Raw genomic sequence first — 23,713 nt, 5'->3', positions numbered from 1 at the left:
ATGACCGAACGTTCCCGGAGCGGTAAGACCGCTTGGGACAAGGAGAAAACCCGCGAGTTGTTTCGTCGCTACAAGGAGACCGGTGATCCGGATGCCCGCGAGCAACTCGTCATGTCCCACATGAACCTGGTAAGGTTTCTTGCCAACAAGTTTAAGAACCGCGGTGAGCCGCTCGATGACCTTTTGCAGGTCGGCTATCTGGGCTTGCTCAAGGCTATCGACCGTTTTGACCCTGAGCGCGGGCTCGAGTTCACCACGTTCGCGACACCTACTATTCTGGGAGAGATTAAGCGCCACTTCCGCGACAAGGGCTGGAGCGTGCGCGTGCCGCGTCGTCTACAGGAGCTCTCGGCCAAGGTTAACCAGGCCACCGACAAGCTCACCAACGAGCTGCAGCGTTCTCCTAAGGTTGAGGAAATCGCTGAATATCTGGACGTGACCGTCGACGAGGTGCTCGAAGCTATGGAATCGTCCTCGGCCTACACTTCGGTACCCATCGAGGCCCCCGGTGCGTCCGATTCCGACGATGCGCCTTCGATTCTCGATCGCTACGCCGACGACGACAACGAGCTCGACTTTACCGATGACCGCCTGGTGATTGAGGAGGCCATTCGCGATTTCTCGCCGCGCGAGCGCGAGGTGATCGAGCTGCGCTTTGTGAAGGGCATGACCCAGATCGAGATCGCTAAGAAGCTGGGCATCTCCCAGGTGCAGGTTTCGCGTCTGCTGCGCCGTACGCTTAAGAAGATTCAGGACAAGATTGACCCCGACGGAGTAATGGTTCGTTCATGAGTGAACACCCCCAACAAACCGATCGCGTGCTGCGCGACACCCGCATTCTGACGCTGCGCATTTGGGCCGTCGTCGGCTGCATCGTGATCGCTGCCGTCATCTTTAACCTCATGGGGATTCTGGCGCCGGTTATTGAGTTTTTGGCCGTCGGCTCCATTATTGCCTTTGTGATGTCGCCGATCACCAACTGGCTCGAGCATCATGGGGTGGGCCGTGGCATCGGCTCGCTCATCGCGCTCATTGTGGTCGTAGCCGTGCTCGTCGGTGTCGTCTGTATCCTGTCGCCGATTCTCTTTGGTCAGATCATGGAAGTCTTGAGCCGCCTGCCTGAGCAGCTACGTGTTGCGGGTGGCGACCTTAATGAGATGATCTCGCGCGCCAAGACGCTCAACAACACGCCGGTCAAGGAGTACCTGGACGATAACCTTTCTTCGCTCGTTACGGTGGCGTCCAAATATGTCTCACAGATTGCCGCCGAGCTCGGCCGCGGCGTGTTTCCGCTTATCACCAACACGGCCTCACAGCTGTTCGTGATCTTTTTGGGTCTGGTGCTTGCCTATTGGCTTGCCTGCGATTATCCCCGTATGCACCACGAGGTCTGCACCATCATCGGTCAGGAAAAGGAGACCTCGTACCGCTTTATGGTCGCGATTCTTTCGCGCTCAGTCGGCGGTTACATGCGTGGCATGGTCGTGACGTCCATCTGCGGTGGTATCCTTGCCTTTATCGGCTTTACGATCATTGGGCATCCGTATGCGGCGCTCATGGCCATCTTTACCGGCATCATGCACTTGGTCCCGGTTGTCGGTCCCTGGGTGAGCGCGGCGATTGCCACGGTGCTCGGTTTCATGTTTAGCCCGATGCTGGCGTTGTGGACCCTGGTTGTGACCATGGTGGCACAAAATGTCACCGATAACGTCATTTCGCCTAAGGTCATGCAGAGCTCGGTACAGGTGCATCCCATCATGAGCCTCACGGCCCTGGTTATTGGCTCGGCGCTTATGGGCCCCATCGGCATGGTTATCGCCATCCCGCTGTGCGCGGCCCTCAAGGGTATCTTCGTGTACTACTTCGAAAACGAGACCGGCCGCCAGCTCGTTGCCTACGAAGGCGCCGTGTTTAAGGGTACGCCGTATCGCGATGCCGAGGGCAACCCGGTCGCCGCCTATGACGCGCTTGGCGATGACACGTTCATCTATGAGTCCGAGCTCATCGGCAATGAGACCGCGCCCGAGGCCAAGGCCATGCCCAAGCCCGAGCTCGATAATTCATGGATCAAGCTCTCGGGTCTTCAGCCCGACGCGACGGGTTTCTTCAAGAACCCCTTCGCCAAGGACGACGATTCCAATACGGACGACGACACCAAAACCGGCATCGACGGCTCCATGGATGATTCGGATTCCTAAGAGGCCCTGTTAGCGTTTTTTGATGTTGTAAAAGACAAGAAACAAGAGCAAAGCGATTGATAAGGGGCCGGCTACATAGAAATAGAGAACGTCAATTGCGCGCAGAGGGCAACAGGCCTTATCTCCGGACATTACTGCATATAATACGTAGCCAAATGCTGGTTGGTTTGAATACCAGTGGGAGAAGGCCAAGAGCGCTAAAAGTGCTACAACCAGAAGTGCATTCAGGATAAATCGTTTGGTATTCATCGGCCGCTCCTTCCGGATGATTCTTATATAGTATTTTTTTTAAAAAGCGATATACTAGATATAACGAAACAACGAACTGAATAAAGAATACAAAAAAAGAGCCACGACCAGTTAAAGCCTGAGAAACTTTAACTGCGAGCCTTAATTGATTACCACCAATCAATTAAAGAAGTCGAGACCCAAAATTTGGTAAAGTATTTAATTACTTTATTAATCAGATACTTAAATATCTGTAAACCCATTATATCGGGTTTTTGAGGGGATTTCAAGTCTTTAAGAAGATACCAGGCAATCAATTAAGAAAAACTTAGTTGATTGCCTTTTTTGTTGTGATTCAACTTTGATCGTAGCTTCTAACTAATTAATTTTCGTAAGAAAGGAGAACAGCTGAATGAATATCCCTTTTGTTGTAGAAACTGTGCTTCATGACGGCTTGTTAAAGCACAAATTTAAAAATAGTAAAATTCGCTCAATCACTACCAAGCCAGGTAAAAGTAAAGGGGCTATTTTTGCGTATCGCTCAAAAAAAAGCATGATTGGCGGACGTGGCGTTGTTCTGACTTCCGAAGAAGCGATTCACGAAAATCAAGATACATTTACGCATTGGACACCAAACGTTTATCGTTATGGTACGTATGCAGACGAAAACCGTTCATACACTAAAGGACATTCTGAAAACAATTTAAGACAAATCAATACCTTCTTTATTGATTTTGATATTCACACGGAAAAAGAAACTATTTCAGCAAGCGATATTTTAACAACAGCTATTGATTTATCTTAAAATTTTGTGTATAATAGGAATTGAAGTTAAATTAGATGCTAAAAATTTGTAATTAAGAAGGAGGGATTCGTCATGTTGGTATTCCAAATGCGTAATGTAGATAAAACATCTACTGTTTTGAAACAGACTAAAAACAGTGATTACACAGATAAATAAATACGTTAGATTAATTCCTACCAGTGACTAATCTTATGACTTTTTAAACAGATAACTAAAATTACAAACAAATCGTTTAACTTATGTATTTATTTACAGATGTAATCACTTCAGGAGTGATTACATGAACAAAAATATAAAATATTCTCAAAACTTTTTAACGAGTGAAAAAGTACTCAACCAAATAATAAAACAATTGAATTTAAAAGAAACCGATACCGTTTACGAAATTGGAACAGGTAAAGGGCATTTAACGACGAAACTGGCTAAAATAAGTAAACAGGTAACGTCTATTGAATTAGACAGTCATCTATTCAACTTATCGTCAGAAAAATTAAAACTGAACACTCGTGTCACTTTAATTCACCAAGATATTCTACAGTTTCAATTCCCTAACAAACAGAGGTATAAAATTGTTGGGAGTATTCCTTACCATTTAAGCACACAAATTATTAAAAAAGTGGTTTTTGAAAGCCATGTGTCTGACATCTATCTGATTGTTGAAGAAGGATTCTACAAGCGTACCTTGGATATTCACCGAACACTAGGGTTGCTCTTGCACACTCAAGTCTCGATTCAGCAATTGCTTAAGCTGCCAGCGGAATGCTTTCATCCTAAACCAAAAGTAAACAGTGTCTTAATAAAACTTACCCGCCATACCACAGATGTTCCAGATAAATATTGGAAGCTATATACGTACTTTGTTTCAAAATGGGTCAATCGAGAATATCGTCAACTGTTTACTAAAAATCAGTTTCATCAAGCAATGAAACACGCCAAAGTAAACAATTTAAGTACCGTTACTTATGAGCAAGTATTGTCTATTTTTAATAGTTATCTATTATTTAACGGGAGGAAATAATTCTATGAGTCGCTTTTTTAAATTTGGAAAGTTACACGTTACTAAAGGGAATGGAGATAAATTATTAGATATACTACTGACAGCTTCCAAGAAGCTAAAGAGGTCCCTAGCGCCTACGGGGAATTTGTATCGATAAGGGGTGCAAATTCCCACTAAGCGCTCGGGACCCCTTGTAGGAAAATGTCCTAAGTGTGGCAACAATATTGTATTAAAAAAATCGTTTTATGGTTGTTCAAATTATCCTGAATGTAAGTTTACTTTAGCTGAACATTTTAGAAAGAAACATTTTTTTCATAGGATTGCTTAGTCCTAAATAACATGCACTTTCGCTGGAGGGTCGCTGTTTGGCGGCCCTCTTTTTTGCACAGGCGCAGTGGGATGGTAATATCGTTACGTTTGAACTGTTTCGATGTGAAACCGAGGAGATTCCCTCTATGAGTGCTGACTACCCGTCAATGACTACGGCCGAGATTCGCTCTAAGTTCCTCAACTTCTTTGAGGAGCGCGGTCTTAAGCTCTATCCTTCTTCGTCCCTCGTTCCCGACGATCCTTCGCTGCTGCTCGCCAACGCCGGCATGAACCAGTTTAAGGAGTACTACCAGGGTAAGAAGACCATGAAGGAGATCGGCGCGATCTCCTGTCAGAAGTGCGTTCGCACCAACGACATCGACTGCATTGGCGAGGACGGCCGTCATCTGTCCTTCTTTGAGATGCTCGGCGACTTTTCCTTTGGCGGCGTCTCCAAGCAGCAGGCCTGCACTTGGGCCTTTGAGCTCATCACCAAGGAGTTCAAGCTGCCGCTCGACCGCCTGTACTTCACCGTCTTTACCGAGGACGACGAGACCCATGACGTGTGGCGCTCCCTGGGCGTTGACGAGGATCACATCTCGCGTCTGGGCGAGGACGATAACTTCTGGGCCGCTGGCCCCACCGGTCCCTGCGGTCCGTGCTCCGAGATCTACTTTGACATGGGCGAAGAGGTCGGTTGCGGCAGCCCCGACTGCAAGCCCGGCTGCGACTGCGACCGCTTCCTTGAGTTCTGGAACCTCGTGTTTACCCAGTACGACCGCCAGGAGGACGGCTCCATGCCGGAGCTGCCGCACCGCAACCTCGATACGGGTATGGGTCTGGAGCGCATGGCCGCTATCATGCAGCACAAGACCGCTAACTACGACGGTGATCTGATGCAGCACCTCATCAAGCTCGGTGAGGAGATCAGCGGCAAGACCTATGACGCCGACGATTACTCCGGCGCCAGTCGCTCCCTGCGCATCATCGCCGACCACTCCCGTGCCGTCGACTTTATGATCTCGGATGGCATCCTTCCCGGTAACGAGGGACGCGAGTACGTTTTGCGTCGTCTGCTCCGTCGTGCCGTGTTCCACGGCCGCCTACTGGGCATCGAGGGCGCCTTCCTGACCAAGTTCATCGACGAGGTCAACGCTCAGATGGGCGATGCCTATCCCGAGCTGCTCAAGAACGTCGCGCTCGTTAAGGGCATCGTCGCCTCCGAGGAGGAGCGTTTCTCCACGACGCTCGACAACGGCCGCGTTTACCTGGACGAGGCCCTGGCCGCGCTCGCCGACGGCGCCGTTCTTCCGGGCGACGTTGCCTTTAAGCTTCACGACACCTTTGGTTTCCCCATTGACCTGACTGTCGAGATTGCCGGCGCTGCCGGTCACGACGTCGATATGGATGGCTTTACCGCTTGCATGGAGGACCAGAAGGCCCGCGCCCGCGCCAACGCCAAGGGCGATGCCTGGGGCAGCTTCAACGACGTTTGGGTCGAGCTTTCCGACAAGGTCGCCGCGACGGAGTTCGACGGCTATGACAACGACGTTATCGATGGCGCCAAGGTTGTCGCCCTCGTTCGCAATGGCGAGTCCGTCGAGTCCGTTGACGCCGGCGAGAACGTCGAGGTCGTGCTTGACCGCACCCCGTTCTACGCCGAGATGGGTGGCCAGCAGGGCGATGCTGGCAAGCTTGTCGACGAGGGCGTTGTTCTGACCGTTTCCGATACCAAGAACCACAATGGCCTGTATGCCCATGTCGCGCACGTTGCCGAGGGCACACTGACCGTCGGTGCCACCCTGACCGCGGCGCTCGATGCCGAGCGCCGTGGTTTCCTGCGCCGCAACCATACCGCCACCCACCTGCTCGACGCCGCGCTTAAGCAGGTCCTGGGCGAGCACGTCTCCCAGGCCGGATCGCTGGTGACGCCCGAGCACCTGCGCTTTGACTTCACGCACTTCGAGGCCCTGTCCTCCGAGCAGCTCAAGGCTGTCGAGGATCTAGTCAACCAGCAGATTTTCGCTTCCAAGCCGGTCGTGACCCGCGTCATGGGCATTGACGAGGCCAAGGCTGCCGGTGCTGTCGCCCTGTTTGGCGAGAAGTATGGCGATGTCGTCCGCGTCGTCTCGGTGGGCGCCGAGGACCATCCGTTCTCCCGTGAGCTCTGCGGTGGCACCCATGCCGCCAACACCGCCGAGATCGGCCTGTTCAAGATCATTTCCGAGTCCTCTACGGGCTCCAACGTCCGCCGTATCGAGGCCGTGACCTCTAAGGGTGCCCTCGACTACATGGCCGACCGTCTGGCGCTCGTCGACGCCGCTGCCGCTGCGCTCAAGTGCCGCGTCGAAGAGGTTCCCGCCCGCGTGGAGAACCTGCAGGCCGAGCTGCGCGAGACGTCCAGCAAGCTCAAGAAGGCGCTCACCGGTGGCTCCTCCGATGCCATTTCCAGCGCCATCGACGGTGCTGTTGAGCTGAATGGCTATAAGCTCGTTGTTGCCGAGCTTCAGCGCCTTGAGGCTGCCGACCTGCGCAACGTGTGGGATACCGTGCACCAGAAGGTCGTCGGCCCTGTCGCCTGCGTCGTCGCCAGCGTGACCGAGAAGGGCACCCCGGCCCTGCTTGCCGCCGGCTCCGATGACGCCGTCAAGGCCGGTTTCCACGCCGGTAACGTGATCAAGCAGATCGCGGGCCTGGTCGACGGTCGCGGTGGCGGCCGTCCCAACATGGCCCAGGCCGGTGGCAAGAACGCCGCCGGCATCGCCGATGCCCTCGCGGCCGCTAAGACCGCGCTCGGCGCCTAAGAATCTAGGTAGTCGCTGTGGTCGCGCTTGCGCTGGACATAGGGGAGACCAGGATCGGCATCGCCGTCTCGAGCCGTGATGGCAAGATGGCGATGCCTGTCAAGGTGCTCCCGGCTGCAGAGGTCACCGGTATGGCCAAGACGTTCCGCTACCTGGTTGAGGACTATGAGCCCGATATCCTGGTAAGTGGGCGTCCCCTGACCATGGCCGGTGAGCCCGGTCCCCAGGCCGAGCGCGTTGCCGCTGTTGCGCAAAAGATTGCCGACGAGCTCGATCTTCCGTTGGAGTTTGAGGACGAGCGCCTGTCCTCGCAAGAGGCAAAGCGTATCCTGCGCGAGCAGGGCCTCAACGAAAAGCAGATGAGGGGCAAGATTGACATGATTGCCGCCAGCCTGTTTTTGCAGACGTGGCTTGATCGTAAAAACGAGGAGGTTTCGCATGCCTAGCGCTTCCGATCCGCGCCAGCCGAATTGTACACGTCAGTCGGCGTCGCGCCCTGCCCAGCCTGGCCAGCGTCCGGCACAGCCGACCCAGCGCGCAGCTCAGTCTGCCGCGCGCCCGGTGCAGTCCTCCTCTCGTTCGGCCCAACCTGTTCAACGGACGGGTCAGCAGCCTTCTGCTCGTTCGGTTCAGTATCCGGCTTCTCACGCGGCTCAGCAGCCCACTGCTCGTTCGGCTCAGCCTGCAGGCGGTGCTCGCTTTAAGCAACAGGCACCTACCCAGCGAACGCAGGCCCCCCAATCGCATTCGCATCACGCTCGCGGGTCGCATGGCGTTGCTCCGGCGACTCGCTCGAGCTACAACACGCATGCTCGTCGCGGTGCTCAAAAGAAGAGTTCTCCGGTTCCTATGATCATCGGCGTTGTGGTGGCCGTAATCGCGCTTGCTACTATCGCTTTCTTTGTCGTACCTGCCGTTAAGGGCTTCTTTGCCGGTGAGGATGCGAAAGTCGCTGCTGGCCAGCAAGTTACGGTGACCATTCCCGACGGTGCTTCGGGCGATACGATCGCCTCGATTCTCTCCGAGAACCATATCGTCGAAAATCCCAAGGATTACTACGCGGCGGTGAAAAAGCTTAACGCCGATATGTCGCTTAAGCCTGGCACCTACTCGTTCACCACACTCATGGATGCGACCAAGGTTGTTCAGCAGCTCATGGAAGGCCCCAACGCGGGCTCCAATGCGCTGACTATCCCTGAGGGTCTGACAGTCGATCAAGTCGCCGACCGCGTGGCCCAGGCCTACGACAGCATCTCTAAGGAAGACTTCCTCAACCAGGCCAAGGCCTCCAACTACGTGGACGACTATAGCTTCCTTAAGGGCGCCGCCAACGACTCGCTCGAGGGTTTTTTGTTCCCCAAGACCTATTCGTTGGGTGATTCGCCGACGGCCGATGACGTGATTCGCGCCATGCTCGATCAGTTTAAGACCGAGTACAAGTCGCTTGACTTTGCGAGCTGCGAAGCCAAGATCAAGGAGCGCTACGGTGTGGAGATGTCCGACTACGACATCGTCAACTTGGCCTCTATCGTTGAGCGCGAGGGCCTCAACGCCGATCAACGTGCACACGTGGCCTCGGTCTTCTACAACCGCCTTGCCGGCAAGCTCGACGGTCTGCGCTATCTCAACAGCGATGCGACCATGATGTATGTCACCGGTGGCGAGGTTACCGCCGACGACCTGCAGAGCGATAGCCCGTATAACACCTATAAGCACGAGGGCCTGCCACCCACGCCCATCTGCTCTCCGTCGCTCGAGGCACTCAAGGCCACGCTTGAGCCAACCGACTCCGATGACCTGTATTTCTACATTACGCAGGACGAGGAGTACTTCTCGCAAACCTACGAAGAGCATCAACTGTCTTGGAATTAGCATGAGGATTTTTAGCCCCAAACGATACGTTGCCTCGGTCGATCGCATCGACCTTGATACCCTGTGGGCCGACGGCAAACGCGCCATTCTGCTCGATCGCGATAACACTCTGGTTCCGCGCGACACCGAGCAGGTTCCCGCCGCGGTTTCCGCTTGGCTCGATACCGCCCGCGCCAAAGGCTTTAAGCTGTGCATGGTGTCCAACAACTGGCATCGCGATCAGGTCATGAGCTCTGCACGCGAGCTGGGACTCGAGGCCATCAGCCACGCCATGAAGCCCGCCCCGTTTGCCTTGAAGGCGGGTCTTAAGCGCCTTGGCGCCACGGCAGACGAGGCGGTGCTGATCGGCGATCAGCTGTACACGGACGTGTGGAGCGGTAACTTTGCCGGCGTTGACACTATTCTGGTCAAGCCGCAGGCAACCCAGGACCTGTGGTACACGCAGATCTTCCGTATCTTTGAGCGCCGGGCCCTGCGCGACCTTCCCTGCGAGGAATAGGTTTCGCCATGTCTCAGCACATCAAACACGGCTGCGACCATATCTTCTTTATCGGCTTTTTGGGCGCGGGCAAATCGACGCTCGCGCGCAACGTCGGCACTATGTTCAAGCGGCGTTTTATCGATACCGATCGTTTGGTTGTGCGTCGATGTGGCAAGTCGGTTACCGAGATATTTGAGACCGAGGGCGAGGATCGTTTTCGCGAGCTTGAGACCTCGGCACTCCGTTCGCTTCAAAGCGAGCGCAGCCTGCTGGTGTCGTGCGGGGGTGGCATCGTCGAGACGCCGGTGAACATTGAGCTGATGCATGAGATGGGTATATGCGTGTACCTCGAAGGCGACTTTGAGGACTCGTTGCGCCAGATTCGCCGCTCCGATACCCGGCCCGATTTCCGCTCGCCCGAGCACGCTGCGCGCCTGTTTGAGCATCGCCGTCCGCTGTATCGCCAGGCCGCCGATATTACCCTTGATATTCGCAACAAGTCCTTCGAGGACGTTTCCTACCTTTGTGCCGAGATGCTTTTGGAGCGTGGACTGCTATGATTCGCCGTCAACTTATCAATTTCCAAAACCGCAGTGTCGATGTCCGCGTTGGATTGGGCGCGTTCGAGGAGCTGTCGCGCATGTTTGCCTCGGCCGTGGGCAAGCCTAAGCGCGCGATGGTGGTTTGGAACGACGCTACATCCGAGCGTTTTGGCGAGGTCGTCGAGCATGCGCTGGTCGACGCCGGTTTTGCCGTGTCGCTGCTCGTCCTCGAGGTTTCTCCTGCCGGTGCTACGCTGGCCGATGCCGATACCGTCTTTGGCGCCCTGTCGGCTAACGGCATTACCTGCGACGATCTCGTTGTCGCTGTCGGTGACACGGCGACCTGCTCGGTCGTTTGTTGGTGTGCCAATCAGTGGTGCGGTCGCACCGAGTGCGCCTTGCTGCCGACGACGTTTGACGCCATGCTCACGGTCGCGACGACCATGAGGCCGCTCGTTGCCTCGTCGGCGCATGCGCTTCCCGCTATCGCGTTCCGTCCCGAGCCGGGGTTGGTCGTGTGTGACCTTGATCTTGTTCGCGAGGCGGACCCCGATGACCTCAAACTTGGCTATGTGGTACTTGTTGGCACCATGCTTTCGAGCAGCAAGTCCCGCTGGAATCAGTTTACCGAGACCGTCCCCGAGATTCTCGCGGGCGAGGAGGTCGCGCTCGTCAATGCCGTTCAGTGGTCTCAGACTGCCCGTAAGGACGTACTGATGGCTACGAATCCCAGCGCCCGCCACGCTCTAGACTTTGGCAAGACGGGGGAGCGTACTCTGCGCGTCTGCCTGGGCAAAGCCGCGGTGCAGGTTCCTGCCTACCAGCTGCTGTCCGAGGGGATGCGCTTTGAGGCGCGCCTAGCACATGATGCCTGCGACTTTGATATCGATTACGTCTTTGAGGTCGATGACTGCCTGGAGGACTTTGGTATCGAGGAGCTTGCCTTCGATCTGGAGCCTGCCGCATATATCGAGGAGTTCCGCAGGCAGCAGTTTGTTCGCTCGAACCGCAGCATGTTGCCGCTGCCCGCGGCGCTCGGCGCCATTCGTCTAACGAGCGTTGAGGACGAGGTTCTCGACCGCCATGCTCACGCATACTTGGCTTCTCGCAAAGAACTTCTCTAGGATTTATTGACATACATCGTCTTTCGTATCATGTTGAGGGGCGGGTTTCCAATCGGTTGCGAATCGCGCGCGATTCCATCTTTCGATCGAGGCCCGTCCCGCTTTTATGAGGACAATAAGAAAGGAATCTGCATGTCTGAGTTTGCTGCCGGTCCTGCCGGTCGTATCGAGCGTGTCCGTGCCCTGATGGCTGAGCGCGGCTACGACGCTATCGTCGTGCGCGACGAGGCCAACCTTCGTTGGCTCACGGGCGTGAAGGGCGTCTTCGACTACACCTTCGAGTTCCCGCACGCTGCATTTATTACGGCCGACCAGTGCCTGTTCCATACCGACTCACGCTATCTCAACAGCTTTGAGGAGAACACGTCCGCCGGCAGCCCCTGGGTCTACGACATGGACGAGGGCACCATCCCCGGTTGGGTCGCCGGCAAGATCGCGGCTAACAAGTGCCGTGTCTGCGCTGTCGAGGACGACATGCAGATCAACTTCTACCAGGGCATTCAGCGTGGTCTGGAGGATCGTTCCGTCGCCTGCATGCTGCCGCTGATGCATGACGACATTCGCAAGATGCGCGCCATCAAGGACGCCGAGGAGCTCGAGCTCATGTGCCATGCGCAGTCGATCACCGATGCCGCCTTCCAGCATATGCTCGGCTTTATTAAGCCCGGCATGACCGAGAAGCAGGTTCGCAACGAGCTCGAGAACTTTATGTTCGCCAACGGCGCCGATAGCCTTGCCTTCGGCTCCATCGTGGCGAGTGGTCCCAACACCGCCAACCCGCATGCCGTGCCGAGCGACCGCGTGATCGAGAAGGGCGATTTCGTTCTTATGGATTACGGCGCGGGCTACTGTGATTACCGCTCCGACATGACACGCACCGTCGTGATGGGCGAGCCTACCCAGGAGCAGCTCGACCTGTACGCGCTCGTGCGCCGTACACACGAGGAGTGCGTCGCCGCCATCCATCCGGGCGTTGAGGGCAACGACATTTTCAAGCTTTCCAAGAAGATCATCGGCGATGCCGGCTATGGCGATTACTACAACCATGGCTTGGGCCACGGCGTTGGTATCGACATCCACGAGCTGCCCAACTTCAACCGTAGCAAGAACACCATCGAGATCGGCTCGGTTGTCACCATGGAGCCCGGCGTCTACCTGCCCGGCGTGGGCGGCGTGCGCCTGGAGGACTACGGCGTTGTCACCGAGAACGGCTACGAGCCCTTCACCAAGACCCCGCACGACCTGCACGTTATCGACTGCTAGTCTACTTCGGTAGATAGTTTGGGGCGGGGCGTCCGAATCGATCCGGACGCCCCGCGTTCTCTTTTTATGCGCTCTCCGCAGGCGCCGTCTGCAAGTGTATAATTTCTGTCGTATGTAATTTGGACGCTTGTGCGTTCTGCCCATAACAAGAAAGGTCGCTATGCCTACCATTTCTACCGCCGACTTCAAGAACGGCCTCGGTCTCCGTATCAAGGACAAGGTCTACACCATCGTCGAGTTCCAGCATGTCAAGCCGGGCAAGGGCGGCGCGTTTGTGCGCTACAAGACCCGCGACATCAAGAGCGGCCGCGTCGTCGAGAACACCTGCAACGCCGGCACCAAGTTCGAGAGCGTTATGCTCACCACCCGTGAGTTCCAGTACCTCTACAACGATGGCACCGACTACATTTTCATGGACAATGAGACCTATGAGCAGGTTCCTGTTCCCGAGGACATGGTGGGCGAGAACTCCAAGTGGCTGCGCGAGAACGACATTTGCCAGCTGCTCTTCGCCGACGATGAGCTCATGGGCGTGACCCCGCCGATGTTCATCGAGACCACCATCGTCCAGACCGACCCGGGCTTTAAGGGCGACACCGTCCAGGGTTCCACCAAGCCGGCCACGATCGACACCGGCGCCGTCATCCAGGTCCCCATGTACCTCAACGAGGGCGAGGTCATCAAGGTTGACACCCGCGACGGCAAGTTCGTCTCCCGCGTCTAGCAACCAACTCTTCTAGGAGGACTCATGCCCCAGGAAATCAAGATTGACGGCATCGGCATTTCGCCCGATGTTCTGACCGCCATCGTCTCGCGCGCCGTGTCGGATGTCGAGGGCATCGCCTCCGTTGGCGTCAAGGACCTTGCCACCAACCTTGTCTCCATGATGCTCTCGTCCAAGGCCCCGGCTTCCGAGCCGGCGGTCGAGGCCGAGGTCATCGGCGACAAGCTCGCACTTACCGTGCGCGTTGTGGTGTTCTTTGGCTATCCGTTCAAGAAACTCGCCGAGGCCGTTCGCGCTGCCGTGGTCGCCGCCATCGATGCCCAGGTTGGCGTTGAGGTCGAGCGCGTTGACGTTTGCATCGACGGCCTCGTTTTCCCCAAGGAGTAACCTTTGAGCCTTAAGGTTTATCGCGGGCGCACGCTTGCCCGCAGTCAGGCGCTGCAGCTGCTGTTCCAGGCCGAGGCCACGGACAGCCCGCTCGAGCGCGTCCTCGAGGGCGATTTCCTGATCTCGAAGGGTCCCCTCGACCCCTATGCGCTGGAGCTGTGCCGCGGTGCTTACGAGCATATCGACCGCATCGACTGCGCTCTGCGTTCCGTTGCCAAAAACTGGGATCTTATGCGCATGCCCGGCGCCGACCGCAATCTGCTGCGTATCGCCGTCTACGAGATGCGCTTCCTCACCGACGAAGAGGTCTCGGACGCCATCGTGATCAACGAGGCCGTTGAGCTTGCCAAGGCCTATGGGACCGACCAGTCCGCGTCGTTCGTCAACGGCGTGCTGGGCAAGATCGCTCGCAGCGAGGAGCTGCCGGGTGAGGACCTGTACCAGGAGCTGCTGGCCGAGGATCGCGCTCGCGAGGAGGCCCAGGCTGCCGAGGCTGCCGCCAAGGTCGCTGCCGCTCAGGCTACCGCCGGTGTACTTGCCGAGGATGTGGACGCTGCTGAGGCCGTCGAGGCCGACTCCGTCGAGGAGTAGCCATGCCAGAGGGTTCTGTCCGCAACTTTGACGAGATCTCGGACCGTCTGGACCAGATCATCGCTACCGTTCGCTCCAAGGATACGTCCTTGGAGCGTTCACTCGATCTGTTTGACGAAGCGATTGAGCTGGGCTCCCGCGCGGTCGATATGGTCGACAAGTTTGAGCTGACGCCGCGTGAGGCCGATAAGCTCGAGCAGGAATACGATGAGGATGCGGCAAACGAATCCCAGGATAGCTAGGCCGCATCTCCGGATACGAATGGTTGATGGCATTCATGAAACGCGTGCGTCTTGATGACGAACTGATTTCACAGGGCATCTGCGCCGATCGCGCGGATGCCCTTCGCACTCTTATGGCCGGATTGGTCTCGAGTGGCGGCGAGCGCTTGACTTCGCCGGGCCTTAAGGTGATTCCGGGTCTGCCACTGCACGTGAAGGGGCGCATTCCCTATGTTGGCCGCGGCGGTCTTAAGCTCGAAGGCGCGCTTGATGCGTTTGGCATCAATCCGACGGGCCTTAGCTGTCTGGATGTGGGCTGCTCTACCGGCGGCTTTACCGATTGCCTGCTCAAGCGCGGAGCTGCGACCGTTGTCTCGGTGGACGTGGGTCGCGCCCAGTTCGATTGGTCGTTGCGTCAGGATGATCGCGTGACGCTGCATGAGCGCACAAACGTGACGCAGCTGCCTGAGCTTGGCTATGCCGGTGCCATCGACCTGGCTGTATGTGATGTCTCGTTTACCGGCATCGCGAATATCATCGACGCCGTGCTGGCGTGCCTGAAGCCTTCGGGTTCGTTCTGCACGCTCGTAAAGCCCCAGTTTGAGGCGCCGGCTGCGCTGGTGGGCGAGCGCGGTATCGTGACCGACCCCGCCGTCCGCCGCGATACGCTCGTGGCGGCGATTGAGCTTTTTGCCGCCAAGGGCCTGTTCCCGCTTGACGTGTGCGTGTCGCCCATCCATGGCGCTAAGGGCAACGTTGAGTTTTTCCTGTACGGCACAAGGTTTGCCCCTGGTGAACGCACCGACGATGAGCTGCAACCCCAGGTATCGGCTTTGAGCGAGAAAGCTGCAACGCTATGAAGGTCTTTCTGGTTCCCAATTACTACAAGCAAGAGGCGGTCGAGAGCGGCCTGATGCTCGAGCTTTGGCTTTCGCGCCAGGGCTACGAGGTCGCATGGGCTGCCGACCAGCGATCGAAGATTCAAAGCACGCCTGATATTGATGGCTCAGATCTGGTCATTACGCTCGGCGGCGACGGTACGTTGCTGCGCGCTGCCCGCATCCTCAACCATCGCGAGATTCCTATCCTTGGTCTTTCCTATGGTCACCTGGGCTTTTTAACTGCTGCGAGCCCCGAGGAGCGCGACATTCTGCAGGTTGTGAGCGATGCTCTGTCCGGCGAGCTCCACGTGAGCCGCCGCGCCACCATCGCCGCGGATATTGTGTCCGTGCGCGAAGACGGCGCGAAGGATGTCGTGCGCACGTTTGCCCTCAACGATATGGCACTTACGCGCGGCCCCCTGTCCGATATGGTCGAATTTGACATCACGGTGTCCGGCCATCATATCGACCGCCTTCGCGGCGACGGTGTCGTTGTTTCGACGGCGACCGGCTCCACCGGCTACGCGCTTTCCGCCGGCGGCCCCATTGTCAGCCCCGATTACACGGGTATGGTCTGTGTGCCCATCGCTCCGCATACCATTCAGGCTCGCGCTTTTTTGACCTCGCCGAGTGATGTCGTCGAGATCTTTATGTCCGATGATCGCCCGAGCGTGCCGGCGATTGCCATCGACGGGCAGTTTATTACCTGCGATGGCACGGTCGAGAGCGTGGCCGTGCGTCGTGGTCCCGGCGATGTGCTGCTGCTGGATTACGGCCCCGAGAGCTTCTATAACTCGGTGAGCCGCGTGTTCTACGGAGTGCGTCATGATCGATGAGCTGCAGGTTTCTAACATTGCACTCATTCGCGAGGCGACGTTGGTTCCGAGTGCTGGCCTGACTGTCCTAACCGGCGAGACTGGTGCCGGTAAGACCGCTCTGCTTTCGGCGCTCAAGCTCATATTGGGCGAGCGTGCAGATTCGTCGACGGTGCGCGAGGGAGAGGAGCTTGCCAGCGTCGAGGCGCGCTTGTTCGATGGCCCGCACGACTCGGAGGGTTTCACCGTGCAGCGCAGCCTTTCTGCCGAAGGCCGCAGTCGCGTCAGGATCGATGGCCGCATCGCCAGTGTGCGCGAGCTTTCCGAGCGCGTCGGCGTGATGATGGATCTGTGCGGCCAGCATGAGCACCAGCGCCTTCTCGATCCGGCGCATCATGTTGCCATGGTCGATGCCTGGGCTGGACGCGCAGCGCATGAGGCGCTCGAGAAGTATCGCGCCTGTTTTAAGGCTTCGCGTGACGCCGCCAAGGAGCTTCGCCGTGTGGAGGAAGCCTCGCGTGCGCAGGGGAGCCGTGTCGAGGAGGCTCGCTTTGCCCTCGAGCGCATCGGCGCGGTCGACCCCAAGCCGGGCGAGTATGAGGAACTCGAGGAACTGCTGCCGCGCTCCGAACATGCCGAGGTTCTGGTTGCCACAGCTAACGATGCCCATGCATCGCTTGTCGCCGAAGGGGGAGCGCTCGATGCCGTGAACAGCGCCGTGGCAGAGCTTTCCCGTATGGCTACCGTCGATCGCAAACTGGGCGACATTGCTGATGCGCTTTCGGATGCCTGTATCTCCCTTGAGGATAGCGCGAACGAGCTTCGTGCCTATCGCGATGGCGTCGCCTTCGACCCGCGCGAGCTCGCTCGCATGCGTGAGCGGTATTCCGACCTCAAGGGCCTGTTGCGTCAGTGGGGTCCCACCATGGACGATGTTTTTGCCATGCGCGATCGCTCGCAAGAGCTGCTGTCCTTGGTCGATGATGGCGATGAACAGATCAAAAAGGCGCGTGAATCACTTGGTGCTGCCGAGCGCGAGTTGTTTGCCGCTGCCAAGGCGCTTAAGCGCGCTCGCAATACGGCTGCCCCGCGCTTCTGCCACGAGGTTGGTCGTCAGATGGCACGCTTGGAGATGGGCGGCGCCGAGCTCGTTTGGGAGTCGCGTGATCTTCCGCGCGCCGAGTGGACGCCGGCGGGTCCTTCGAGCTACGAGCTTTTGTATCGCAGCGGTGCCGGCTTGACGCCGCGACCCCTGCGCCGCATTGCGTCGGGCGGCGAGCTCAGCCGCGTTATGCTGGCGAGCAAAGTGGTCTTGGGTAATGCTGACGGCGTCGACACACTGGTATTTGACGAGGTCGATGCCGGTGTCGGCGGCTCCACGGCTCGTGCTCTTGCTGGTGTGCTGGCCGATCTTGCCGCTACGCATCAAGTGATTGTCGTAACCCACTTGGCGCAAGTCGCCGTCATGGCCGACAAGCATTATGTTGTCAGCAAGGAGCCGGGCGATGTTCCCCAGACGCATTTGGACGAGGTAACCGGCGAAGCGCGTACCGCCGAGATCGCCCGCATGCTCAGCGGCGATCAGTCCGAGGCAAGCTTGGCCCACGCAAAGCAGATGCTCGAAGAAGTTCGAGGCTAGGTCGTATCAGCGGTGTTGGTGGGACAAAATAGACTGAAATTTTTGTCCCACTACGCGTTTTACTCAACGACCTTGTCCGGCTGGATGAGCTCCTCGTAGTAGCTGATATGTTCGCGAGCGTCTTCAATCTCGGGCAGCAGGAAGTTGTAGATAACTTCGATGATCATCGTGGCGCTGATCTTGGAGAACGCAAAGTCACCCGTCGTCAGCAGCGCCTCGTGGTTGACGGTATTAAAAGTGTAGTCTGCCAGGCGCGCGAGTGGAGACTTGCTGTCGCTGCTGATGACGACTACGGTGGCACCGCAGTCGCGAGCCGCTTTTGCCATGCGATTCAGTCGGCGCGACTTGCCGGAGTTTGAGATGAGCACGATGACGTCACCCGGGCGCAACGTGAGCGCAAAGCCGATTGATGTCTCGCTAATGGTGCTCGCCATGCAGCGCAGGCCCAGCTGCGAAAACTTAAACGTCGCATCGAGCGCGACCGCGTTCGTATTGCCCACAGCCGCAAACTCAATAACTCCTGCATGCTTAAGGGCATGCACAACAGCCGCCAACGTATCGTGGTCGATCCCGTCGATGGTCGCATTAAGCTCGCTCACCTTGGCAGCCAGGATGTTCTTAAGGCTCTGCTCCATATTGTCGAGCGAGACTTCGTCAGTCAGGCCCTCGTTGCGCTGGCTTTCCAAATCCCTCGCCAACGAAAACTGAAAGCTGCGGAAGCTGCCAAAGCCAAGCTTGCGGCAGAAGCGCGAAACGGTCGCCTCGGACGTGGCGGCGGCGCGCGAGAGCTGAGCCGCCGTGAGGCGTGGCGCCTCGGACTGGTGCTCCAATATATAGTCGACAATACGCTGCTCGGACTCGCTGTATCCCTGATGGGTACTAATGAGGGAAAGTGCGCTCTTGCTACTATCGGTCATGGATGGCTCCTGGTTGGCATGAAAATCGGACTCGTTTTGTAATGTCATAGTATAGGGGGATTTTCAATTACAAGATACACCTTGCCGTTTCAAGTGTTGATGGTAAACTTTCACCTACCGTTTACGGTTATGAAAGAACCTTTCACCGGAGAATTGCGCCTTGTCTCTTCTCACGCGGACGGTAGGTTGGTATCTTTCAGTTGTGGAAAAGCGCGCAAGGACGCGCGTGTAGGGGAGCGCCTGCGGGCGCAAAACTTAAAAAGGAGGGACACATGGCTAAGTTTGACATCATCGCCGCCACCGGTTGCCCGACCGGCATTGCGCACACCTTCATGGCGAAGGAGGCACTGGAGAAGGCAGCTGCCGAGCGAGGTCTGACTATTAAGGTCGAGACCCATGGCCAGGTCGGTGTCGAGAACGAGCTCACCAAGAGCGAGATCACCGGTGCCAAGGCCGTCGTCGTCGCAGCCGATAAGGATGTCCAGGCTGAGCGTTTCGCCGGCAAGCCCATGGTTTCCGTTGGTGTTTCCAAGGCCCTGTCCGTTGAGGCCGCCGGTAAGCTGATTGACCGCGCGCTCGCCGCCAAGGGCGACAACACGGTTGCAGCCGCTGCCGATGTCGAGGACGAGGCCGAGGAGAAGGAGTCCATCGGTCACGTCATCTACAAGCACCTTATGAACGGCGTCAGCCATATGCTGGTCTTCGTCGTTGCCGGTGGTGTCCTGACCGCCGTCTCGTTCCTGTGGGGCATTACGTCCTTCGATTCGACGGCTGCCGACTACAACACCTTCGCCGCTATGCTGAAGATCATCGGCGGCATCGCCATGAACCTCATGGTTCCCGTGCTTTCTGCCTACATCGCCGAGTCTATCGGTAAGCGCCCGGCGCTCGTCCCTGGTTTTGTTGCCGGTATGATCGCCATTCAGGGCCTGCCTGTTAACGCCGAGACCGGCATGATCGACGCCGGTGGCGCCGGCGTGGGCTTCGGCTTCCTGGGCGGCATCGTCGGCGGCTTCCTCGCTGGCTATGTCATCCTGCTGCTCGAGAAGGTCTTTGCCGGTCTGCCCAAGAACCTGGACGGCCTCAAGGCTATCTTCCTGTACCCGCTGTTCTCGACGGCTATCGTCGGCCTGGTCATGCTCGGCATTTCGGGCCCCATGGCTGCCATCAACACCGCCATGATGGATTTCCTCAAGGGCCTGTCCGCCTCTGGCGCCGTTGTCCTGGGTCTTGCCATCGGCTGCATGTGCGCCTTTGACATGGGTGGCCCGGTCAACAAGGCTGCTTACGTCACCGGTACTGCTATGCTCACCGAGGCACTGGCTGCCGGCGTTGGCACCGATACCTACAACTTTGGCACCAACTTCATGGCTGCCGTCTCTGCCGCCTGCATTGTTCCGCCGCTGATCACCACCTTCGCTGTCGTTGTCGGCAAGAAGTACTTCAGCCAGGAGGATCACGACGCCGGTATCGTCAACCTCATTCTTGGTTGCACCCACATCACCGAGGGCGCCATTCCGTTCATGACCAAGAACATCTGGCCGGTCATGCCCATCATGATGCTCGGTTCCTCCATCGCTTCGATCCTGACCATTATGTTCAACGTTCACGATCCGGCGCCTCACGGTGGCTTCCTGGTCCTGCCCGTTGTCGAGAACGGTCCGCTGTGGGTCCTCTCGATCCTCATCGGCGCTGTGATCGGTGGCATCCTGTTCGTGGCCTTCAAGAAGTACGACTTCGAGAAGAATCAGAAGGCCGCTCCTGTAGCCAAGCCGGTTGAGGCTTCCGAGACTGCTGCCGTTGAGCCCCCTAAGGCCGAGGCTGCCGACTTCGTGAAGGTCGAGAATGTCTTTGTCGCCGAGGACTTCGCTTCTCGTGACGAGGCTCTGAGCTTCGTTTCCAACCAGGCTGTCAAGGCCGGTATCGCCAGCGACGCCGACGCCGTGATGAACGCCTTCCTGGCCCGCGAGGCCGAGGGCACCACGGGCATGATGGAGGGCTTCGCCATCCCGCATGCCAAGTCCGACGCCATTACCGAGGCTGCCGTCATCGTCGTTAAGGACGAGTCCGGCGTGACCGGTTGGGATACCATGGACGGCGCTCCCGTCAACGTGGCCATCGCTCTGCTCATCCCTGGTGCACAGGCTGGCACCACGCACCTCAAGATCCTGTCCAAGGTCGCCGAGGCGCTCATGGACGAGGACTTCCGTGCCACCGTCAAGGGTTCCACCGACGCCGCCGAGATCGCCAAGACGATCAACGCCCGCCTGGTCTAATTCCACAGTACGCGAATAACATCGCCCCCTGTAACAAAGGCGAGGACTCCCTACGGGTCCTCGCCTTTTTTCATACCACCCGGCACTCAGGGATGTTCCTTTCCTGCCGGCACCCCGGGACACTCCTTAGTCCCCAACAGGGCATAAATAGCCCTCATCGACTGAATCACCCACGCGAACAATAATTCAGCCAGAATTCCTTTTGCACGATATTTCTTGGACGGAAGCATGTTCCCGCAGCTCGCCTGCCGGGCGGGGCGGTTAAGTTTGTCGCGAGTTCCGCACGCAAAGGAAAGCACTTAATGTGCTTTCCGTCTTGCGCAGGACTGTAGAGCAGCAAACTTAACCGCCCCGCCCGGCAGGCGAGCGGACAGCGAACGACATCTGTCCAACAATTCGTGCGAAACACAATGAAAAACCGTTTGATGTGAGTTAATATAAACAACGTCGTGAATCTGACTCCTGCCACATGCATGACAGGGGTTAAACACAAAAAAGGAGTCAACTATGGTTTCTGAGAAGGCTACCCTCGTTAATCCTCAGGGTCTGCACATGCGTCCGGCTGGTCTGTTCGCCTCCACCATGGGCAAGTACGCCTGTGACGTGACGGTCGTCACCCCCGAGAAGGAGGTCAACGGCAAGTCCCCGATGGCCCTCATGGCTGCTGGTATCCCCTGCGGCACCGAGGTCGAGGTCAAGTGCGACGGCGCCGACGAGGCCGAGGCTCTGGCTGCTGCCATCGAGCTCATCAAGAGCGGTCTTGGCGAGTAGAACTCAAACGGGTCGCATGTTGAACAACTAAGTTCATATTTGGGGGCGCAGTGACCTGTCTTAAGGTAGCTGCGCTCTTTTGTCATGGATATGGCAAAACGCTTTATCACATGACACGGAGAGAGGAATGGGAATGTATCAGGGAGTCAACGCTTCCGAGGGCATCGGTATCGGCACCGTCATGGTCGCCGTCGATCCCGACTTGACGTTTGAGCCGCACGAGGTTGCTGATTCGGCAGCAGAGAAGGAGCGCTATCAGACCGCTCTTTCGGTCTTCTGCGAGAAGACCCAGGCTCAGGCCGATCACATGAAGGAGACGGTGGGCGAGGCCGAGGCCGAGATCATGAGCGGACACATTGTCCTGGCTCAGGATCCGGGCATGACCGACGCCATCAACGCCGCCATTGACGGCGGCACCTGCGCCGAGCAGGCGCTCATGGACACCTCGACCATGTTCGAGAACATGTTCCTGTCCATGGACGATGAGATGTTCCGTCTGCGCGCGGCCGACATCGCCGACATCCGCACCGGTATTCTGGCCGAGCTGCTGGGCAAGGAGGTCGTCGACCTTTCCGTCCTGCCCGAGAACACCGTCGTTGTCGTGCACGACCTCACGCCGTCCATGACCGCCACGATCGATAAGGCGCACGTTGCCGGTATCGTCACCGAGACTGGTGGCCGCACGTCGCACTCCGCAATCATTGCGCGCGCCCTCGAGATCCCTGCTGTCCTTTCGGTTTCCAACAGCTGCACCGCACTGCGCAACGGCATGACCGTTGTCGTCGACGGCGGCAAGGGTATCGTCGAGGCCGATCCCGATGAGGAGACGCTCGCCGCTTACACTGCCAAGGCCGAGGCTTTCGCTGCCGAGAAGGCGGCTCTCGAGGCCTTCCGCGGCAAGCCGTCCGTGACTGCCGACGGCATCAAGAAGATCATTGCCTGCAACATCGGCAACCCCGATGACGTGCCCAACGCGCTCGATCACGACGCCGAGGCTATCGGCCTGTTCCGTTCCGAGTTCCTGTTCATGGACTCTGCTGAGCTTCCTTCCGAGGAGGAGCAGTTCAACGCCTACCGTAAGGTCGCCAGCGCGCTCAAGGGCGCTCCAGTCATCATCCGCACGCTCGATGTGGGTGGCGACAAGGAGATTCCGTACCTGCACATGGTCAAGGAAGAGAACCCCTTCATGGGCTTCCGCGCCGTGCGTTACTGCCTGGCCAACCCCGACCAGTACAAGGTCCAGCTCCGCGCCCTGCTGCGCGCCAGCGCCTTCGGTGACGTCAAGATTATGATCCCGCTCGTCACCTGCGTCGAGGAAGTCTTGGCTGTCAAGGAGCTCGTCGAGCAGTGCAAGACCGAGCTGACCGAAGAGGGTCGCAAGTTCAACGAGAACATCGAGGTCGGCATCATGGTCGAGACGCCTGCAGCCTCGCTGCTCGCTGACCGCCTGGCCGAGGTCGCCGACTTCTTCTCCATCGGCACCAACGACCTGATCGGCTACACCATGTGCGCCGACCGTGGCAACGACACCATCTCCAACCTGTACCAGGTTTACTATCCCGCCGTGCTCCGCTCGCTCAAGAATATCATTGAGAGCGGCGTGAAGGCCGGCATCATGGTCGGTATGTGCGGCGAGGCCGCTGCCGATCCGTTGCTCGAGCCGCTGCTGATCAGCTGGGGCCTGGAGGAGTTCTCGATGAGCGCTCCGTCCATCCTGCGCGCCCGCAAGACCATCAGCCAGTGGACCAAGGCCGAGTGCGACGAGCTCGCCGAGAAGGCGCTCGCCTGCAACACCGCTGCCGAGGTCAAGGCACTGCTCGAGTCCGCAGCTCGCTAATTTGGTATCAGAGGTAACCGCGTGGTTGGAA

24 protein-coding genes and 1 pseudogene are annotated in these 23,713 nt (G+C 57.6%); 23 read left to right on the top strand and 2 right to left on the bottom strand.

Going from position 1 to position 23,713, the window contains the following annotated elements:
* Both DXD39_RS04670 and DXD39_RS04665 read left to right on the top strand, forming a co-directional pair.
* The gene (locus tag DXD39_RS04670) at positions 1-792 is read left to right on the top strand and encodes an RNA polymerase sigma factor SigF (RefSeq protein ID WP_117583446.1); all 792 of its coding nucleotides are present in this window, start codon (positions 1-3) and stop codon (positions 790-792) included.
* Positions 789-2,198, top strand: a complete 1,410-nt coding sequence (locus DXD39_RS04665) for an AI-2E family transporter (RefSeq protein WP_117803275.1) — start codon at positions 789-791, stop codon at positions 2,196-2,198. Before DXD39_RS04670 ends, DXD39_RS04665 begins: the two co-directional genes overlap by 4 nt.
* A gap of 9 nt (positions 2,199-2,207) precedes the next feature.
* On the opposite strand, the gene DXD39_RS04660 is transcribed toward DXD39_RS04665, so the two are convergent.
* Positions 2,208-2,447, bottom strand: coding sequence for a hypothetical protein (locus DXD39_RS04660; RefSeq protein ID WP_117803274.1), 240 nt, complete (start codon positions 2,445-2,447; stop codon positions 2,208-2,210).
* 391 nt (positions 2,448-2,838) lie between these two features.
* Between DXD39_RS04660 and DXD39_RS04655 the strand changes: the two genes are divergently transcribed.
* The 18 genes and pseudogenes from DXD39_RS04655 (at position 2,839) to DXD39_RS04560 (ending at position 17,881) form a co-directional block, all read left to right on the top strand.
* Entirely contained in the window at positions 2,839-3,231 is a 393-nt protein-coding gene (locus DXD39_RS04655; RefSeq protein ID WP_233541105.1) for a hypothetical protein, read from the top strand.
* A gap of 72 nt (positions 3,232-3,303) precedes the next feature.
* Positions 3,304-3,387, top strand: a complete 84-nt coding sequence (locus DXD39_RS04645; protein ID WP_001865637.1) for a 23S rRNA methyltransferase attenuation leader peptide — start codon at positions 3,304-3,306, stop codon at positions 3,385-3,387.
* Positions 3,388-3,511: 124 nt separating this feature from the next.
* Positions 3,512-4,249 carry a 23S rRNA (adenine(2058)-N(6))-methyltransferase Erm(B) gene (gene erm(B) / locus DXD39_RS04640; protein ID WP_117803273.1) on the top strand — a complete coding sequence of 246 codons (738 nt, stop codon included), beginning with the start codon at positions 3,512-3,514 and terminating at the stop codon, positions 4,247-4,249.
* A gap of 169 nt (positions 4,250-4,418) precedes the next feature.
* Positions 4,419-4,532, top strand: a pseudogene (locus tag DXD39_RS10380) (topoisomerase DNA-binding C4 zinc finger domain-containing protein); the annotation flags it as partial.
* Between the two features lie 151 nt (positions 4,533-4,683).
* Positions 4,684-7,341 carry an alanine--tRNA ligase gene (gene alaS / locus DXD39_RS04625; RefSeq protein ID WP_117803272.1) on the top strand — a complete coding sequence of 886 codons (2,658 nt, stop codon included), beginning with the start codon at positions 4,684-4,686 and terminating at the stop codon, positions 7,339-7,341.
* Positions 7,342-7,358: 17 nt separating this feature from the next.
* Positions 7,359-7,787 (top strand): Holliday junction resolvase RuvX, encoded by a 429-nt coding sequence (gene ruvX, locus DXD39_RS04620; protein ID WP_035138185.1) that lies wholly within the window; start codon positions 7,359-7,361, stop codon positions 7,785-7,787.
* Positions 7,780-9,213: an endolytic transglycosylase MltG gene (gene mltG, locus DXD39_RS04615; RefSeq protein WP_231500808.1), complete on the top strand. Its 1,434-nt coding sequence runs from the start codon at positions 7,780-7,782 to the stop codon at positions 9,211-9,213. Before ruvX ends, mltG begins: the two co-directional genes overlap by 8 nt.
* A 1-nt stretch (position 9,214) precedes the next feature.
* On the top strand, positions 9,215-9,712 hold the full coding sequence (locus DXD39_RS04610; RefSeq protein ID WP_099431674.1) for a YqeG family HAD IIIA-type phosphatase: 498 nt from the start codon (positions 9,215-9,217) through the stop codon (positions 9,710-9,712).
* 8 nt (positions 9,713-9,720) lie between these two features.
* A complete protein-coding gene (locus tag DXD39_RS04605) occupies positions 9,721-10,254 on the top strand; it encodes a shikimate kinase (RefSeq protein WP_117736305.1) in 534 nt (177 codons plus the stop codon).
* Positions 10,251-11,360 carry a hypothetical protein gene (locus tag DXD39_RS04600; RefSeq protein WP_117803271.1) on the top strand — a complete coding sequence of 370 codons (1,110 nt, stop codon included), beginning with the start codon at positions 10,251-10,253 and terminating at the stop codon, positions 11,358-11,360. Before DXD39_RS04605 ends, DXD39_RS04600 begins: the two co-directional genes overlap by 4 nt.
* A gap of 132 nt (positions 11,361-11,492) precedes the next feature.
* On the top strand, positions 11,493-12,623 hold the full coding sequence (locus tag DXD39_RS04595) for a Xaa-Pro peptidase family protein (RefSeq protein WP_117803270.1): 1,131 nt from the start codon (positions 11,493-11,495) through the stop codon (positions 12,621-12,623).
* Between the two features lie 160 nt (positions 12,624-12,783).
* The gene (efp, locus tag DXD39_RS04590; protein WP_117757241.1) at positions 12,784-13,347 is read left to right on the top strand and encodes an elongation factor P; all 564 of its coding nucleotides are present in this window, start codon (positions 12,784-12,786) and stop codon (positions 13,345-13,347) included.
* Between the two features lie 24 nt (positions 13,348-13,371).
* The gene (locus DXD39_RS04585) at positions 13,372-13,734 is read left to right on the top strand and encodes an Asp23/Gls24 family envelope stress response protein (protein WP_035138197.1); all 363 of its coding nucleotides are present in this window, start codon (positions 13,372-13,374) and stop codon (positions 13,732-13,734) included.
* Positions 13,735-13,737: 3 nt separating this feature from the next.
* A complete protein-coding gene (nusB, locus tag DXD39_RS04580) occupies positions 13,738-14,325 on the top strand; it encodes a transcription antitermination factor NusB (RefSeq protein WP_117803269.1) in 588 nt (195 codons plus the stop codon).
* Positions 14,326-14,327: 2 nt separating this feature from the next.
* Positions 14,328-14,567, top strand: coding sequence for an exodeoxyribonuclease VII small subunit (locus DXD39_RS04575; protein ID WP_006233978.1), 240 nt, complete (start codon positions 14,328-14,330; stop codon positions 14,565-14,567).
* A gap of 35 nt (positions 14,568-14,602) precedes the next feature.
* Complete coding sequence (locus DXD39_RS04570) at positions 14,603-15,406, top strand: TlyA family RNA methyltransferase (protein ID WP_233541121.1); 804 nt, start codon at positions 14,603-14,605, stop codon at positions 15,404-15,406.
* Positions 15,403-16,263 carry an NAD(+)/NADH kinase gene (locus DXD39_RS04565; protein ID WP_117635157.1) on the top strand — a complete coding sequence of 287 codons (861 nt, stop codon included), beginning with the start codon at positions 15,403-15,405 and terminating at the stop codon, positions 16,261-16,263. Before DXD39_RS04570 ends, DXD39_RS04565 begins: the two co-directional genes overlap by 4 nt.
* Positions 16,253-17,881 carry a DNA repair protein RecN gene (locus tag DXD39_RS04560; RefSeq protein ID WP_117803267.1) on the top strand — a complete coding sequence of 543 codons (1,629 nt, stop codon included), beginning with the start codon at positions 16,253-16,255 and terminating at the stop codon, positions 17,879-17,881. The genes DXD39_RS04565 and DXD39_RS04560 overlap by 11 nt, the downstream gene beginning before the upstream one ends.
* Positions 17,882-17,940: 59 nt before the next feature.
* Here DXD39_RS04560 and DXD39_RS04555 read toward each other — a convergent pair whose 3' ends face one another.
* Positions 17,941-18,798 (bottom strand): MurR/RpiR family transcriptional regulator, encoded by an 858-nt coding sequence (locus tag DXD39_RS04555; RefSeq protein WP_117806188.1) that lies wholly within the window; start codon positions 18,796-18,798, stop codon positions 17,941-17,943.
* Between the two features lie 272 nt (positions 18,799-19,070).
* Here DXD39_RS04555 and DXD39_RS04550 point away from each other — a divergent pair, with 272 nt between their 5' ends.
* The 3 genes from DXD39_RS04550 to ptsP all read left to right on the top strand — a co-directional run bounded on the left by DXD39_RS04550 (position 19,071) and on the right by ptsP (position 23,682).
* Positions 19,071-21,074 (top strand): fructose-specific PTS transporter subunit EIIC, encoded by a 2,004-nt coding sequence (locus DXD39_RS04550; RefSeq protein ID WP_117803266.1) that lies wholly within the window; start codon positions 19,071-19,073, stop codon positions 21,072-21,074.
* 507 nt (positions 21,075-21,581) lie between these two features.
* Positions 21,582-21,845, top strand: a complete 264-nt coding sequence (locus DXD39_RS04545) for an HPr family phosphocarrier protein (RefSeq protein WP_022094575.1) — start codon at positions 21,582-21,584, stop codon at positions 21,843-21,845.
* A 133-nt stretch (positions 21,846-21,978) separates the two neighbouring features.
* The gene (gene ptsP, locus DXD39_RS04540; RefSeq protein ID WP_055250441.1) at positions 21,979-23,682 is read left to right on the top strand and encodes a phosphoenolpyruvate--protein phosphotransferase; all 1,704 of its coding nucleotides are present in this window, start codon (positions 21,979-21,981) and stop codon (positions 23,680-23,682) included.
* Positions 23,683-23,713: the final 31 nt, after the last annotated feature.

The organism is Collinsella sp. TM04-29 (genome assembly GCF_003466565.1).
Taxonomy (GTDB): Bacteria; Actinomycetota; Coriobacteriia; order Coriobacteriales; family Coriobacteriaceae; genus Collinsella.
This window is presented reverse-complemented; position numbering and strand designations above follow the sequence as displayed.